The 15,287-nt window shown below is 71.5% G+C and carries 13 protein-coding genes and 1 riboswitch; of the genes, 6 read left to right on the top strand and 7 right to left on the bottom strand.

Annotated elements, in window-relative coordinates; translation table 11 throughout:
• Positions 1 to 2 precede the first annotated feature (2 nt).
• Positions 3 to 314: a hypothetical protein gene (locus KBX53_RS05150; protein ID WP_030335804.1), complete on the bottom strand. Its 312-nt coding sequence runs from the start codon at positions 312 to 314 to the stop codon at positions 3 to 5.
• A 113-nt stretch (positions 315 to 427) separates the two neighbouring features.
• On the opposite strand from KBX53_RS05150, the gene KBX53_RS05145 reads away from it, so the two are divergent.
• On the top strand, positions 428 to 766 hold the full coding sequence (locus KBX53_RS05145; RefSeq protein WP_210857974.1) for a DUF952 domain-containing protein: 339 nt from the start codon (positions 428 to 430) through the stop codon (positions 764 to 766).
• A gap of 122 nt (positions 767 to 888) precedes the next feature.
• Here the strand turns inward: KBX53_RS05145 and KBX53_RS05140 are convergent, their stop codons facing one another.
• From KBX53_RS05140 to KBX53_RS05130, 3 genes are all read right to left on the bottom strand, one after another.
• A complete protein-coding gene (locus tag KBX53_RS05140; protein ID WP_030335808.1) occupies positions 889 to 2,646 on the bottom strand; it encodes a CDP-glycerol glycerophosphotransferase family protein in 1,758 nt (585 codons plus the stop codon).
• Between the two features lie 228 nt (positions 2,647 to 2,874).
• Positions 2,875 to 4,989 carry a DUF6077 domain-containing protein gene (locus KBX53_RS05135; RefSeq protein ID WP_051708758.1) on the bottom strand — a complete coding sequence of 705 codons (2,115 nt, stop codon included), beginning with the start codon at positions 4,987 to 4,989 and terminating at the stop codon, positions 2,875 to 2,877.
• A 125-nt stretch (positions 4,990 to 5,114) separates the two neighbouring features.
• Positions 5,115 to 5,753, bottom strand: a complete 639-nt coding sequence (locus KBX53_RS05130; protein ID WP_210857973.1) for a TetR/AcrR family transcriptional regulator — start codon at positions 5,751 to 5,753, stop codon at positions 5,115 to 5,117.
• Positions 5,754 to 5,933: 180 nt separating this feature from the next.
• Between KBX53_RS05130 and KBX53_RS05125 the strand changes: the two genes are divergently transcribed.
• The 4 genes from KBX53_RS05125 (at position 5,934) to KBX53_RS05110 (ending at position 11,007) form a co-directional block, all read left to right on the top strand.
• The gene (locus KBX53_RS05125) at positions 5,934 to 6,827 is read left to right on the top strand and encodes an ABC transporter permease (protein WP_210857972.1); all 894 of its coding nucleotides are present in this window, start codon (positions 5,934 to 5,936) and stop codon (positions 6,825 to 6,827) included.
• A 34-nt stretch (positions 6,828 to 6,861) separates the two neighbouring features.
• Positions 6,862 to 7,638: an ABC transporter ATP-binding protein gene (locus KBX53_RS05120; protein WP_036412239.1), complete on the top strand. Its 777-nt coding sequence runs from the start codon at positions 6,862 to 6,864 to the stop codon at positions 7,636 to 7,638.
• Between the two features lie 147 nt (positions 7,639 to 7,785).
• Positions 7,786 to 9,303 carry a bifunctional cytidylyltransferase/SDR family oxidoreductase gene (locus KBX53_RS05115; protein ID WP_210857971.1) on the top strand — a complete coding sequence of 506 codons (1,518 nt, stop codon included), beginning with the start codon at positions 7,786 to 7,788 and terminating at the stop codon, positions 9,301 to 9,303.
• Positions 9,304 to 9,336: 33 nt separating this feature from the next.
• The gene (locus KBX53_RS05110) at positions 9,337 to 11,007 is read left to right on the top strand and encodes a CDP-glycerol glycerophosphotransferase family protein (protein WP_210857970.1); all 1,671 of its coding nucleotides are present in this window, start codon (positions 9,337 to 9,339) and stop codon (positions 11,005 to 11,007) included.
• 4 nt (positions 11,008 to 11,011) lie between these two features.
• Here the strand turns inward: KBX53_RS05110 and KBX53_RS05105 are convergent, their stop codons facing one another.
• A complete protein-coding gene (locus tag KBX53_RS05105) occupies positions 11,012 to 11,758 on the bottom strand; it encodes an alpha/beta fold hydrolase (protein WP_030335822.1) in 747 nt (248 codons plus the stop codon).
• A gap of 136 nt (positions 11,759 to 11,894) precedes the next feature.
• On the opposite strand from KBX53_RS05105, the gene KBX53_RS05100 reads away from it, so the two are divergent.
• Complete coding sequence (locus tag KBX53_RS05100; protein ID WP_210857969.1) at positions 11,895 to 12,932, top strand: hypothetical protein; 1,038 nt, start codon at positions 11,895 to 11,897, stop codon at positions 12,930 to 12,932.
• Positions 12,933 to 13,005: 73 nt separating this feature from the next.
• Here KBX53_RS05100 and KBX53_RS05095 read toward each other — a convergent pair whose 3' ends face one another.
• Positions 13,006 to 13,854, bottom strand: a complete 849-nt coding sequence (locus KBX53_RS05095; protein WP_030335825.1) for a C39 family peptidase — start codon at positions 13,852 to 13,854, stop codon at positions 13,006 to 13,008.
• Between the two features lie 233 nt (positions 13,855 to 14,087).
• Positions 14,088 to 14,229, bottom strand: a riboswitch (cyclic di-AMP (ydaO/yuaA leader).
• 284 nt (positions 14,230 to 14,513) lie between these two features.
• Entirely contained in the window at positions 14,514 to 15,284 is a 771-nt protein-coding gene (locus KBX53_RS05090) for a hypothetical protein (RefSeq protein WP_210857975.1), read from the bottom strand.
• Between the last annotated feature and the right edge of the window lie 3 nt (positions 15,285 to 15,287).

The raw sequence follows: 15,287 nt of genomic DNA, 5'->3' as shown, positions 1-15,287 counted from the left end.
CCCTAAAGGCCGAAGACGTCCTCGGCGGTGGCGTCCCGGACGCCGTCGGTGAACCCGCGGAAACCGGGGTCCTCGTGGCTGGCCGGCACGCTGGTGACGGTGACCCCGCTGGCCTGGGTGACAGCGTCGACCAGCGGCGGGTAGTCGATCTCGGCATCGTCGAAGGCGTCGTCGTCCGCCTCGGCCAGGTTGATCACGTGCTGTACGTCGTCGGACGGAGTGTCCGGGTCCTCGGCCCACTCGCCGCCGGCCCGGTAGCACTCGTCGTACAGTGCCCGCTGGCTGTCGGTCCAGTCATCGTCGTAGCTCTGCATCGCCCATCCCTCCGCGGCCTCTGACCTGAGCATGCCCGGCGGGAGGCGGCGGGCGCGGCGGTACCGGCGAAAACCGGGCGAGCGCGCCGACGGTCGCCCCGTACGCTGCTGTGGTGATCTACAAACTGCTGTCGAGCGCGGAGTGGGACGACGCGCTCGCCGTCGGCGCCTTCGCCGGCTCCGCCGTGGACCGGCAGGACGGTTTCATCCACCTCTCCTCCGGCGACCAGGTGGTGGAGACGGCACGGCGACACTTCGCCGGTGCCACCGGGTTGACCCTGCTCAGCGTCGAGGAGGAGCGACTGGGCGACGCGCTGCGGTGGGAGCCGTCGCGCGGCGGTCAGCTCTTCCCGCACGTGTACGGCTCGCTGCCGGTCACCGCGGTGGTGGCGGCGCGGGCGCTGCCGGTGGACCTTCCGGTCCCCGACGCGGTGGCCGCCCTGCTGGGCTGACCCGAACGTGGGCTAACCCGCACGCACGCCGACCCGCACCCACGCCGACCCGAACCCACGCTGACGCGAACGCGCCCGGCCCGACGGTGTCGGGCCGGGCGCACTGCCGTACTGACAACAGTTCAGTGACAGAGCCGGTCGATCTCCTGCTGGAAACGGTCCATCGGGTTCGCCTCGGCGGGGCCGAGCAGGTAGGTCTTCAGCTCCCGGCGGGCCTCGGTCATCGGGTCGTCGCCGGCCCGGGTGACCGTCACGATCTTCTCCAGCTCACCGCAGTCCTTGGAGAGCAGGTACGCGGCCCGAGCCGTCGGGTACTCGCGGCGGAAGTCGTCCTCCGAGAGGCCGGCCGGGTTGGCCACCACGTACGGCCGCTGGCTCTGCACGAAGTCGGACACCACACTGGACACGTCGCTGATCAGCAGGTCGGTCTGGTTGAAGCAGTCGAACAGCGCCGGCGTGCGGCCGGTGACCACCAGGTGCGCGGTGCCGTCCAACGAGGACGCGTCGGCGTCGCCGCCGGCAGCGCGGATCGCGGCGACGATCCGCTCGTGCACCGCCCTCGCCGCCTTGGACCGCGACCCGGTGAGCGGGTGCGGCTTGTAGATCAGGCGCAGCCGTGGGTTCGTGGCCAGCAGCCCCTTGACGATCCGCTCACCCATCAACACCAGCGAGGTGTGGTACGGGTCGTCGTCGAGCCAACCCTCCCAGGTGGGCGCGTAGAGCACCGTGAACGGCCGGTCCACCGACTCGGCGCCGAAGGTGTGCACACCGGCGAGCTGCGGCCGGCCGATCTCGACGATGTCCGAGTCGAGGACCCCCACACCGGCTCGCGCGTAACGCTCCCGACCGGCGAGGCCGGCGACCCAGACCTCGTCGTACACCTTGCTGTAGGGGTTGACGCTGGCCTGCTTGTCGCTGTCGCCGTGCCCGACGAAGACGTGCTTCGTACCCGGCTCGCGGAGCATGTGGATGTTCGCGCCGACGTTGGCGGCGTAGAGCGCCGCGCGGACGCCGCCGAGGTCGAGGTTCATGAAGTCGACACCGGCCGGTACGCAGATCACCGGCAGCCGGGTGTCGGCCAGCTCCAGGAACGCCTCCCGGCTGCGCATCAGCACCACCGCGCGCTGCTGGAGCGCCTCGGTCGGGGCGAGCCACATGTTGGCCTGGTAGACGTCCTTGGCCGGGCCGGCGAAGTAGAGCGCCACCTCCGGCCGGTAGTTGTCCAGCCACCGCTGGACCGCCGGCAGCAGCGGACCCTGTCCCGCGCCCCGACCCCGCAGCCAGGTCAGCGCGATGATGGCGCCCACCAGACCGGTCGCCACGACCGCCACCGCACCGGCCACGAAGAACGGCGTCGGGTCGTGTTGCACCGCAGCGGCCACACCGGCCGGCACCAGCAGCAGGTTGAGCAGGGGCATCCGGTCACCGGCGACCGCCGCCGCCCAGGCGGGCGGCGTGGGCGCGCTGGACAGTGGACCCAGCTCGATGTTGCGCACCATGGCGGAGATCGGGTTACGACGCTCGATCATGGTGGAGAACGCGCCGGCGAAGACCGACACGACCCACACCGCGGCCGGCAGTACGAGCAGCAGGGTCAGTTCGCCGCCGCTGAGCCGCACCTCGGCGGCGACCAGCAGCACGGCGGCGAGGTCCCGCGTCAACTGCCGGTACGACCAGTGCAGGCCCACCTTCTCCAACAGCAGCTGCGACGGCGGTGACCAGCGGGCGACGGCGAACTCGCCGATGATGGCGGCCAACCCGGCGACGGCGAACAGGCCGACCCAACCGAATACGCCAGCGACGAGCATGACCAGGTAGGCCAGTACCAGTAGCGCACTCTGGGCGGCCACTCCGAGGCGTCCTGTCAACGTGCCGAACAAGCGAGTTCGCTCCCTACGAGATTTCGTTGCGGGCGGTGCCCGTGATGGACCGACGTCACTCCCCCGTCGCGCAGTGGCTCAGTCGCGGCCCGCTGCGTGTGACTGCGACCTTAACGCGAGCGGACAGCTCGGTGTCGCTCGGGTATCCGGCACCATTTCGGGCAAAATTCCGGCCCGGGACGCGCCCGACCCCCGCACGGGGTCGGGCGCGTGGGGTGGGCGCAGCGGTCAGCCGGCCCGCCGGAAGCAGGTCATCCCGCCGGGGCTCGGGCGCTTGGCGAACTCCTGGTAGCCCAGCTTCGGCGCGGTGTCGCGGGCGTACCGGTTGCCGTTGTAGACGCAGATGGTGCCCACGTCCAGGCGGTCCAGGGCCGGCGTCAGCTCCGCCGGCGTCGGGCTGGCGGTGCCGTCGGCGAACTCGGACAGCAACAGTCGGTCCTTGGCGAACTGGGAGTTGAGGTCGTATTCGACGAGGTAGAAGTCACGGGGCAGGACGACCCGGACCTCGCTGGTGACGATCGGCGTCGTCCGCATGATCGTCTTCGGGGCGAGCAGCAGACCCTCCGGGCGGTCCAGACCCTTGATCCAGAAGGCGATCGCCTGACGCTGCTGCGGGAGTTTCCAGGTGGGGCGGGGGTGCACCTCGACCCAGCTCTTCGACGACCACATCGGGGTGGCGAACACCGCGAACGACGCGACCAGCAGCACCGCGATCCCACCGGACGCGGCCCGGCGCAGCGCCCGGCTCGGTGCCGGCACACGCACGGTGCAGAGCAGACCGATCAGCGTCGGCAGGGCGAGCAGCCACGGCACCCGCCACAACACCACCGAGATGCCACTCAACGCGCTGAGTACCTCCAGCACGCCGGGCACGAACAACACGCTCAACGCCAGTGCGGCGCCGGCGGCGAGCAGCGCGGGCGTGCGGCGGCGGGCGAGCAACGCGCCGCACCACAGCGCGAGACCGCTGATGACCCCGACCACGCCGAACAGCAGGGTCCGCCGATAGGTGTACGCCGCGTCGAAGAAGGCGTCGTCCGCGCCGGTCGCGGTCATCCCGCCGAGCACCAGGCGGGAGACCACCAGCGAGCCGATCGGGTACGCGAGGGCGGCGACCGCCGCCACGACGGCCGCCTTCCACCGGCCGACCAGCAGCATGGCGAAGCCGGCGGCGCCGACGAGCATCGGCAGGATGATCGCCGCGGTGTTGGTGAGCCCGATCGCGGTGATCGAGAGCGCCACGATGAGCACCAGGCTGCGCCGCGACCGGGTGTCGAACCACTCGGTCAGGTAGAGCCACATCAGCGGGATGACCGCCGAGACGAACATGCCCTTGCCCTCGTGCAGCCGGAGCAGGTGGAACGTGCCCAGTGCGGCATCGTCGCCGGCGACGAGGTACAGGTACGCGATCGCCACGGTGAAGGCGAGCAACACACGGCGCGGGGCCCACCGGTGCGTCAACCGCCACAGCGCCAGCGCGGCGAGCATCGCCATGATCGGCAACAGCACGTACCAGAGGGCCGAACTGGCGTGGATGCCGACGACGTTGGCGAACGCGCCGTCGAAGACCTCGATCGACGGGATGGGCGGCTGCGAGCCCATGGCCGGCAGCACGTTCTCGGAGAAGAGGAAATCGTTGAGCGGGATCAGGTCACGCTCGGCGATCCACACCGACTTGCCGACGTAGTAGACGTCGTCGGGGGTGTTGCGGGCCATGAAGAACGAGGAGATGCCGACCAGTACCGAGACGACCAACGCGTACGCCGACTGCGCCGCGGTGGGCGCCGGGGCGGCCGGGGCGGGCACCGGGCCGCGCAGCCACGCCTGGCGTACCAGCAGGAGCCCGCCGACGGCCGCGAGCAGGCCGGCGACGGCCGGAATCCACCAGGTGAGGTCGATGCTGGTACCGGCCGCACCGGCGGAGACGGCGGCCACCACGGCGGCGACCAGAACGCCGATCAGCAGGCGACGGTCGGTGGCGGGCCGCGCACCGTCGGGCTCCTCCGGAGCCGCCGGGGCGCTGTCGGTCGGGGCGCTGTCGGTCCGGGTGCCGGCGCGGCGGCGGGCGCGCAGCACGGCCACCACCGCGAGCACCACACAGGCCACCAGCCAGATCCGGAAGGTCACCGACGGACGCAGGTCCCCCAGGAAGGCCAGGTGGTAGAGCACTGTGAAGAGGGCGAACGCGATCACGGCGCCATCGGTGAGCACCGCCGGGGCGTGGGCCACCAGCGCGCCTACCCGGGACAGCCCCCGAGCGCGGGACGGTCGGGGTGCCTGCCCGCTCCGGGGCGTCGGATCCGGTTCGGCGGGCGCTACGGCGATGCTGTCGACGTTGGCCACGGGCGTCCTTACTCGTCAGACGGATGAGGGGCCTCGGCACGGTGATGGCCGGGTGTCAAGGGGGCAGCGTAGCGGAATCGGGCAGAGCGACCGCTGCTGCCGGCGACCGAGTGTCGGGGTGCTGGTCAGTCCGATCTCGGGGCCGCCCGGGGGCGGGGCAGAACGTTGTCGGCGCCGAGCCCGGCCGCCACGGACTCGACCAGGTTGTCGAGGTAGCCGTCGGTGAGCGGGAGCCGGGCGATGGCGAGCCGCCAGTAGAGCGGCCCCACGATGAGGTCGACGGCGGCGTCCAGGTCGGTGTCGTCGGGCAGCTCACCACGCTGTACGGCCCGGGTGACCAGGCGACCGCCGATCTCCTGCTGCCGGGTGTGCAGCACCTGACGCAGGGTCGCGTCGATGGTGGGGTTGCGGGCGGCCTCGGCCAGCAGGTCCGGGATGATCTGCGACGCCAGCGGGTGCCGCAGCGCGTGCGCCACCACCTGGAACAGCAGCGCGAGGTCACCGCGCAGCGTGCCGGTGTCCAGCGCGGGGAGCTTGCCGTGGGCCGCGGCGGCGACGATCTCCAGCACCAGGTCGAGCTTCGAGCTCCACCGTCGGTAGATCGCCGTCTTGCTGACGCCGGCCCGGCGGGCCACCGCCTCGATGGAGAGCCGGCCGTAGCCGACAGCGGCGAGCTCCTGCATCAGCGCGCGGCGGATCGCCGTGGTGATCTCGTCGCGCAGCACCGCCGCGCCGGCCGGTGCCCGCCTCTTCTCGGTGGTCATCGAGGGCTCTTATCGCAGGTCACGCCGCACAGCCTAGCGCAACGACGGTACGGTTGCGTCCCGACGTGTTTCGGACTACTGTCCTGGCAGCGACGAGGCGGCGCCCCGCGCAAATTTCCCACTAGGATGCGATCGTCGCGAGCAACCCCCGTCTGCACGAAAGATCGGAGCGCCATTTCCATGGCCACCACCGCGCTGGTCGACCCCGCCACGGGCCTGACCCAGGCGCAGCTGGCCGCTCGGCACGGGCTCCGGGTCGCCGGTGAGCGCCCCAGCCTCGTCGAGTACAGCCGCCGACTATGGGCCTACCGGCACTTCATCGCCGCGTACGCCAACGCCAAGCTCGTCGCCTCGTACAGCAACGCCAAGCTGGGTCAGCTCTGGCAGGTGCTCACCCCGCTGACCAACGCGGCGGTCTACTACCTGATCTTCGGGGTGGTGCTGGCGCAGAACGAGATCCCGAACTTCATCGCCTACCTGACCACCGGGCTGTTCATCTTCAACTTCACCCAGAGCGCGGTCCTGGCCGGCACGCAGTCGATCAGCAGCAACCTGGGGCTGATTCGAGCGCTGCACTTCCCCCGCGCCAGCCTGCCGCTGTCCACCACGATCACGCAGTTCCAGCAACTGCTGGCCTCGATGGTGGTGCTCGTCGGCATCGTGCTGGTCACCGGCGAGCCGCTCACCTGGGAGTGGCTGCTGCTGGTGCCGGCCCTGCTGCTGCAGGCGGTGTTCAACGCCGGCGTGGTGCTGCTGGTGGCCCGGCTGGGCTCCAAGTCGAGCGACCTGAAGCAGGTCATGCCGTTCATCATGCGGACCTGGATGTACGGCTCCGGTGTGCTCTACAGCGTCAGCCTCTTCGAACGGCTGCCCGGCTGGGCGACGACCCTCGTGCAGTTCAACCCGCTCCTGGTCTACATCGAGCTGGCACGGTACGCGCTGCTTGAGGAGGCACCGCTGCTCAACGAGTCGCTGACCCAGCTCTGGCTGGTCGGCGCCGGTTGGGCGCTGGTGGCCGGCATCGGCGGTTTCTTCTACTTCTGGCGCGGCGAACAGGAGTACGGCCGTGGTTGAGCACTTCAACGCCCACACCGAGGCGAACGCGACGATGACCCGGACGCAGGAACGCATCCCGACAGTGGTCGTGGACGACGCGCACATCATCTACCGGGTGCACCAGGGCGCCGCCGGTGGCACCACGCCGGTGGCCGCGCTGCGCCGGCTGGTCAAGCGCACCCACGCGCCCAACGTCCGGGAGGTGCACGCGGTCAAGGGCATCTCCTTCACCGCGTACCGGGGCGAGGCGATCGGGCTGATCGGCAGCAACGGCTCCGGCAAGTCCACCATCCTGCGGGCCATCGCCGGCCTGCTGCCGGTCAACCGGGGCGCCATCCACACCCAGGGGCAGCCGTCGCTGCTGGGCGTCAACGCCGCCCTGCTCAACGACCTCTCCGGGGAGCGCAACGTCGTTCTCGGATGCCTGGCCATGGGCATGCATCCCGATGACGTGGCCAAGCAGGCCGCGGGGATCATCGACTTCTCCGGGATCAACGAGCGGGGTGACTTCGCCAGCCTGCCGATGCGGACGTACTCGTCCGGCATGGCGGCCCGGCTGCGGTTCTCCATCGCCGCCGCCAAGAAGCACGACGTGCTGCTCATCGACGAGGCGCTCGCCACCGGCGACAAGGGCTTCCGCAAGCGCAGCGAGCAGCGGGTGCGGGAGCTGCGCGAGGGCGCGGGAACGGTGTTCCTGGTCAGCCACCAGCTCTCCTCCGTACGGGACACCTGCGAACGGACGATCTGGCTGGAATCGGGCGTCATCCGGATGGACGGCCCCACCGACGAGGTCATCCGGGCATACGAGGCGTACGCGAACAGCAAGTAGAGTTCCGCGAACGTCCGGCATCGACATGGCACCCCCGAGGACCGCGTCGCCCGCGTTGGGGCGGCGCGGTCCGCGCGTTAAGGTTCATTCCGTCGCCGCTCGGGCGGAACCTTCCGTTAACGCATCCCTGAGAGTGAGGATCCGGCAATGACGCAGGACCAGACCACTGGCCCGGACGCCGAAGCGGAGAACCCGACGCCGTGGCGCCCCTCACGGACAGTGGCGGTGGTTCTCGCCGGAGGCACCGGGACCCGGCTGGGCCTCGGCATCCCGAAGCAGCTGCTGAAGATCGCCGGTAAGCCGATCATCGAGCACACCCTTGCGGTCTTCGAGGCGGCACCGGAGATCGACGAGATCATCGTGCTGATGGCCAGCGGCCACGTCGAGGACGCCCGGCAGATCGTCGAGAAGGCCGGCCTGCGCAAGGTCACCAAGGTGATCGAGGGTGGCGACACCCGCAACGCCACCACCCGGATCGCGCTGGACGCGGTCGGCCCGGCGGACTGCAACATCCTCTTCCACGACGCGGTACGTCCGCTGCTCAGCGGCCGGATCGTGCGCGAGTGCGTCAACGCGCTCTGGAGCTACGCCGCCGTGGACGTGGCCATCCCCTCCGCGGACACGATCATCCAGGTCGACGACAACGACTGCATCACCGACATCCCGACGCGTTCCCGCCTGCGCCGTGGCCAGACCCCGCAGGCGTTCCGTTCCCCCACCATCCGTGAGGCGTACCGGATCGCCGAGGGTGACCCGGACTTCGCCGCCACCGACGACTGCGGCGTGGTGCTGCGCTACCTGCCCGGCACCCCGATCAAGGTGATCGACGGTTCCGACGAGAACATCAAGGTCACCCACCCGGTCGACGTGCACCTGGCGGACAAGCTCTTCCAGCTCGCCGCCGCGCAGGCACCACGGCTCACCGACCACCGCAGCTACGCCGAGGAGCTGACCGGCCGCACCATCGTGGTGTTCGGCGGCAGCTACGGCATCGGTCACGAGCTGGCCGAGCTGGCCCGCCGCTACGGCGCGCAGGTCTTCCCGTTCAGCCGCTCCACCACCGGCACCCACGTCGAGCGCGCCGAGGACGTCGAGGCCGCGCTGACGACCGCCTTCGAGGCCACCGGCCGGATCGACCACGTGGTGGTCACCGCCGGGATCCTGGAGCGGGGCGCCCTCGCCGAGATGGACGAGGAGACGATGGACCGGGTGCTCCAGGTCAACTTCGTCGGCCCGGTGACCATCGCCCGGCAGTCCCTGCCGTACCTCCAGCAGACCAAGGGTCAGCTGCTGCTCTACACCTCCAGCTCCTACACCCGGGGCCGGGCCCGCTACGCGCTCTACTCGGCCACCAAGGCCGCCCTGGTCAACCTCACCCAGGCGCTCGCCGACGAGTGGGCCGACGTGGGCGTCCGGGTCAACTGCATCAACCCGGAGCGCACCGCCACCCCGATGCGGACCCGGGCCTTCGGCGAGGAGCCGGAGCACACCCTGCTCGCCGCCGAGGCCGTCGCCCAGTCGTCGCTGGACGTGCTGATCTCCGACCTGACCGGTCAGGTCATCGACGTACGCCGGGCGCCCGGTGACGGGCCCACGCCGACCGTGCCGGCCCAGGCCGGGTCGGGTCCTCTCGAGGCACCGGCCGGCGCGACGTCGGCGAACTGACGCCGGCGGCGGCGGAACCACGAACGGAGCGACATGCGCGGCGACCTGGTCCGAAAGCTGGCCGCCCGGTGCCTGACCATCGGGTTGGCCGTGCTGGCCTTTGTCGTGCTGGCACTCACGGGTGCCACCGGCTGGGGGCTGGCACTGGCCGTCGCCGCGCTGGCCGCCACGGCCGCCGAGCAGCGGATCCGGCCCGGCGCCGACCTGGTGGCGGAGACCACGTTGATCGCCGCGGCGATCCTGGTCGGCTACGCCCGGCGGCTGGACGACGGGCTCAACGTCGCACTGGTCGTCACCGGGCTGGTCCTGCTGGGGCTGGTGCTGCTGGTGGGTCCGCTGCGCACCGCCGGCAGTCTGGAGATCCGGGCGGCCAACCTGCCGGTCCGCGCCTGGACGCCGCTGGTCGCCAGCCAGCTCGGCACGGCGCTGCTCGGGCTGCTCGCCGCCCTGGCGCTCGCCGCCGCGCTCGCCCTGCCGGCCGGGGTGGCGCTGGCCGCCAGCCTGCTGGTCGGGGCGGGCGCCGGTGCTGTCGCACTGGACCTGGCCCGGCGACGGTTCCGGCCGCGGGCCGGCGGTGGGCCGGTGGCCGCCGCGCTGCGCCGGCACCGCCCGGAGTTCCTGCTCTACTTCTCCGCACCCCCCGGGTCGGAATACCAGGTCACCATGTGGCTGCCGTACCTGGAACGGATCGGCCGACCGTTCCTGGTCGTGGTGCGCGAACCAGAGTTCCTGGCCCCGATCGCGGCGGCAACCGACGCGCCGGTCGTCTACTGCCCCACCCTGGGGGCGATGGACGAGGCGTTGGTGCCGAGCCTGCGGGTGGCGTTCTACGTCAACCACGGGGCGAAGAACAGCCACTGTGTCCGCTTCACCCAGCTCACCCACGTCCAGCTGCACCACGGCGACAGCGACAAGGCGCCGAGCGCCAACCCGGTGTCGGGGATCTTCGACCGGATCTTCGTGGCCGGGCAGGCGGCGATCGACAGGTACGCCCGCGCCGGGGTGCAGATCCCGGCGGACAAGTTCGTGGTGGTGGGTCGCCCACAGGTCGAGTCGATCGAGGTACGTGCGGAGCCGGCACGCGGGTTGGCACACCCCACGGTGCTGTACACCCCGACCTGGACCGGGCACCACGCCGACGCCGACTACTGCTCGCTGCCGGTGGCGGAGAGGCTGCTGCAGCGGCTGCTGGAGCGCGGCGCGACGGTGATCCTGCGGGCCCACCCGTACACCGCGCAGAACCCGGCGTCGGCACGTCAGCTGGGCCGCCTCACCGAACTGCTCGTCGTCGACCGGGCGCGCACCGGCCGCCAGCACGTGGTCGGCGCGGCGGCTCGGGAGCTGAGCCTCACCGAGTGCGTCAACTCCTCCGACGCGCTGGTCTCCGACGTGTCCGGCGTGATCTCCGACTTCCTCTACTCCGGGAAGCCGTACGCGGTCACCGACATGGGTGGCGAGGGCGACCGGTTCGTGGAGCGCTTCCCGTTGGCCGGGTCCGGTTACGTGCTGCGCCGGGACATGTCCAACGTGGACGACGTGCTCACCGCACTGCTGGACACCGACCCGTTGGCCGAGGCCCGCTGGGCCACCCGCCGCCGCTACCTGGGTGACTTCCCCGCCGAGTCGTACGCCGAGGCGTTCCTGGCAGCCGCCCGGCGCGAGCTGGCACCGGCCGAGACGCTCACCGCGTCCACCCCGGCATAGCCGCTCAGCGGTACGGGTCGAGCAGCGCCAGCACGGCCGCCGGGTCCTCCACGTGCGCGTTGTGGCCGAGGCCGGGCAGGGTGGCCACCGGCACGCCGTACTCCTTGAGCTGTTCGTCGGTGACCATCGGGTCGTGCTCCCCGCGCGCCAGCACGACCGGCGCGTCGGTCGCCGCCAGCAGCGCGGCCAGGTCGGGCTCGCCGACGGCGAACGCGGTCGGGTCCATGGCGAGGCGCCACCGGCCGTCGACCTGGCGCAGCCCGGCGTCCACCACCGGGTCGTCCGGCGGGACCAGGCCGGCCAGCCCGGAGACCCGCAGGTAGCGGCGCGCCGCCTCGGCGCGGGTCGCGAACCAACTGATCGGGCGGGCGGCGAGGTCGGCGGCGCGGGTCAGCTCGTCGGGTGACCAGACGGCCTTGATGCCCAACCCGACCACGGCGTCCACCGGCGTACCGGCGGCGCGGGCGGCCAGCGCGAGGCCGACCACCCCGCCCAGCGAATGTCCGAGCACGACGAGCCGGTCGCCGGGCGCCAGGCCGCGCGCTATCCGGTCGGCGAACCCCGCGAACGTGTACGACTGAAGCGGTGCCGCCCAGCCGTGGCCGGCGAGGTCCGGTGCCAGCCACCGCCCCGCCCAGCGCTGCTCCAGCAGAGGCGCCCACGGCAACCAGACGTCCCCGGTCGTGCCCATCCCGTGCAGGAGCAGCAGGACCCGCCCGCGACCGGCTTGACCACCCGATTCATCCACCACGGCCGCAGTCTCCCACGGTTCACGGCCTGGTACGAGAGCCGTCATCCACGCCGCCCCCACCAAAGAATGATCCACTGTAGAGTTCCGGGCCGGACGGACAGAGCCACCTGTCGATTCCGTCCCGAGGGGAGCCACTGTGTACAGGATGTACGGGTCGGCGCTGGTCGCGGCACTGGCAGCCGTCACGCTCGGCGTACCGCACCGGGCGTCCGCGACGCCATCGGACGTGGCCGCACCGAACGGCGCAGCGGTCACGGCGGCCGACCGGGTGCTGCGGGTCTACAACAACAACATCGAGAACCTGGTGGTGAACAACTCCGACGGGAGCTGCACCCGGATCTCCGGACCGGACCACCTGACCTCGATCCTGGTCGACGACGCCGGTCGCACGGGCACCAGCGGCGTGGTGGCGCCCGACATCCTGATCGTGCAGCAGGTGCGCGGCACCGGCCAGGCCGAGGCGTACGCCGACCAGCTGTCGGCGAAGTTCGGCTACCCGGCGGGCAGCTACGGGGCGATCGTGGCGTGGGACGACCCGGAGCCGTGGGGCAGCACGCACAAGTGCAGCTCGCAGTCGCTCGGCGACCTGAAGAAGAAGCAGACCAACGCCATCATCTGGAACAAGCGGACGCTCAACCTCGCCAGTGGCGACATCTCGAAGTACTGGAGCGCGGGTTGGCTCAAGCCGGGCACGGCGTACGCGAACGGCGCCGGGTGCACGCTGTACAAGCCGCCGAACAGTGACCCGGACAGCACCGACTACTACAAGTGGAAGCGGACCAGCGCGATCGCGGCGCGCTTCACCATCAAGGCGACCGGCACCAGCGTGTTCGCCGCGACGATGCACCTGCCGCAGGAGAACCGGCAGAACGCCTGCGCCGGTGACGGCGACCGGGGCATCGCCAACAGCGGCATCCACCTCGGTGCGGACGCGACCACGCTGCTGAACGCGTCGACGATCCGCGTGGTGGGCATCGACGCGAACCGCACCGGCATCGCCCCCGGCACGCTCAGCGGCTACGGCATGACCGGCTACGGGTCGGCGGCCACCAACGGTTCCAGCAAGATCGACTACTTGTTCGTCAGGGGCAGTGTGCAGTCGTCCGCCGTCGACCACACCGTGGTCGGGACAAAGTCGAACCACAAGGCGTTGTACGGCTTCATCACCTACTGACCGCACCGCCGAAGACGCCGCGGGCGCCGGCCCCTTGTGGGGGACGACGCCCGCGGTCCTCGGCGTGCCCGGGTCAGGCGGAGTAGCCCCGGCTGGTGATCCAGTTGGCCAGGTCGATGGTGGTGATCCAGTACGACGGGTCGGCCGCGTTGGCCGAGTCGGCGATCCGCACGGTGCGACCGTTGTCCTTGTAGCCCACGACGGCGATGTAGTGCCCGCCGCCGTAGGAGTGCCAGCCGCCGTCGGTGTCGGTGGCGTCCCCGACGACGTTGGCCACCACGCCCCGGCCGTCGGTGATGGCCTTCACCACGTCGGCCTGGAGGCGGTCCATCTGCGCCGGGCTGGGCGCGCTGGGGAACATCCGGGTCCGGTACGGGGAGCCCTTCACCTCGGCGTTGAGCACCCGGGTGGTGTCCTCGGCCGAGTTGGTGCCCATCTCGGTGGTGCCCAGCTCGGCGCCGAGCTCCTCCTGGGTGCGGTCGATGCCGGCGGCGCTGAGCGCGTTGCGGGTGGCCGCCGGGCCGCAGTTGTAGTAGGTGTTCTGCGCCTCGTAGTCGTAGTCGAGCACCTTGGTCGCGGGCGGCTTCGGCGGCGTCGGCTTACGGGTGAGGTCGGGGTTGCTCTTGGCCTTCGCGGCGGGGGACGCGGCGCTGGTGGCCGGCGCGGCGGTGGTCGGCGCGGCGCTGGCCGAGGGGGACGCGTCCCGAACGTCGCCACGGGAGGCGGCGACGTCGCTGCGCATCTCGGCGACGGTGGTCGCGGTGCGCTGGTCGGCTGGGGCGTCGTCGGCGGTGGTGAGCAGGGCACCGCCGGTGGTGGCGATGGCGAGAGCCGCGGCGGAGGCGACAACGATCTGGTACGGGCGCTCGGTGGCGAGGCGGCGGAGCTGACGCTGCAGGGTGTGCTTCACGGGGTCCTCCACGGATCGGGGGGAGAGCGGCACACCGGGGCCGGACCGGTATCCGGGCAGGCGCCAGCGCGCGGACCGTGGTCCGCGGATGGTGAACCGCTCAGGGGAACGCCCGGCGTGGCCGGGCGGGGAAGGCGATGACCCGGGGGGTCAGCTCACCGTCACTGGACGAATGAGCGGGTGCACCGCCGCGCCGTGGAGGCGAGGGAACAACCGAGGGGTGGAAAGGTGCTGCACGAGGATGGGACTCCTTCCGACACCGCCTACCGGGTTAGCTGACGGATTCGGGCGGGAAGATCGCCCTACCGCGGGCCGTGGCTCGCGGATTCACCCCGGACTTACTGATGGGTCCCCGGTTCGTTGATCACGATTAAGCGGGTCGATGCGGCGTCGCGTCTTGCGATCGGTTACCGCATCGGACAGGACGACAGTACTGGCGGCTCCGCGCCCTGCCAAGCCGGGTTCACCTGCGTAAACCTCAATCGGCGAGGCAATTTCTGCGCGTATTGCCGATGATGTGACTCGATGGGACAACCGGTTACGGGCGCGCCTGCGGGCGACAACCGGACAGGCGACGAAGAACGCGACCATAATCGCGGGAACAATGGCGCGGCTCGTGCCGGACGTCCGATTTCACAATTGCGTGACCGGCCTCACATCACAGATCGGGCTCAACCCGCCCGGGCCGGTCGCCACCGTGCCACGACGGCCGGGCGCAACGCCCCCGCCACCGTTCGGCGGGCCGCCACCGGGTGCGGGCGCAGCCGGGCCGCCGCCGCGTACGCCTCCTCGGCGAGGGTACGAGCCGACTCGGCGGCCAGCTCCGCGTCACGCCAGGCGGCCCGCTCACGGACGGCGGCCGCCTGGTAGTCGGCCAGCCGCGCATCCCGGACCACCCGGCTGATCAACACCTCCTGCTCGACCGGGTGGCGTCGGGGATCCCAGCCGTGCCGGTGCCCGAACACGTCACCGAGCTGCGCCATGCTCAGGTCACCCCGCCAGTACGCCGCCATCGCCGCCCGGTGCAGATAGCGCTCCCGGGCCGCGTACTCGGCGGGGGTGTGCGGGGTCCGTGGGGTGGGCAGCGCCCCGGCGCCCGCGAAGCGACGCGCGGCGGTGTCCGCCGCGTCGTACCCGGTCCAGGCCCGCTCCATCTGCTCCTGGGCGCTCAGCCAGGCGGCGCGTCGCCGCCTGGCTGTCGTCGCCGCGCCGGCCGCGGCGACGGCCACCTCCTCGGCGTAGCGGCGCAGGTCGGCGGCCTCGGCGGCGGCCACCTCCCGGGCGGTGGGCGCGGCCGGGAGCGGGTCGTCGGCGGGCTGGTCCCGTTCGGGGCGGGCGGCCAGCACGGTGAGCAGACCCAGGGTCAGCAGGACCAGGGTCGACCAGATGGCGGCGGCTCGCGGCACCTCGGTCACGAACTGGTAGAAGACGGCGGTCTCCATGGT

Source organism: Micromonospora sp. M51, assembly GCF_018070305.1.
GTDB lineage: Bacteria > Actinomycetota > Actinomycetes > Mycobacteriales > Micromonosporaceae > Micromonospora > Micromonospora parva.
Note: the sequence above shows the minus strand (reverse complement) of the source record. Positions and strands in the feature narration are given on the sequence as shown.

Excerpts from the sequence above, each read along its gene's own strand:
- KBX53_RS05120 (WP_036412239.1), top strand. The coding sequence starts at position 6,862 with ATGACCCGGACGCAGGAACGCATCCCGACAGTGGTCGTGGACGACGCG.
- KBX53_RS05150 (WP_030335804.1), bottom strand. The coding sequence starts at position 314 with ATGCAGAGCTACGACGATGACTGGACCGACAGCCAGCGGGCACTGTAC.
- KBX53_RS05130 (WP_210857973.1), bottom strand. The coding sequence starts at position 5,753 with ATGACCACCGAGAAGAGGCGGGCACCGGCCGGCGCGGCGGTGCTGCGC.
- KBX53_RS05115 (WP_210857971.1), top strand. The coding sequence starts at position 7,786 with ATGACGCAGGACCAGACCACTGGCCCGGACGCCGAAGCGGAGAACCCG.
- KBX53_RS05090 (WP_210857975.1), bottom strand. The coding sequence starts at position 15,284 with ATGGAGACCGCCGTCTTCTACCAGTTCGTGACCGAGGTGCCGCGAGCC.
- KBX53_RS05110 (WP_210857970.1), top strand. The coding sequence starts at position 9,337 with ATGCGCGGCGACCTGGTCCGAAAGCTGGCCGCCCGGTGCCTGACCATC.
- KBX53_RS05125 (WP_210857972.1), top strand. The coding sequence starts at position 5,934 with ATGGCCACCACCGCGCTGGTCGACCCCGCCACGGGCCTGACCCAGGCG.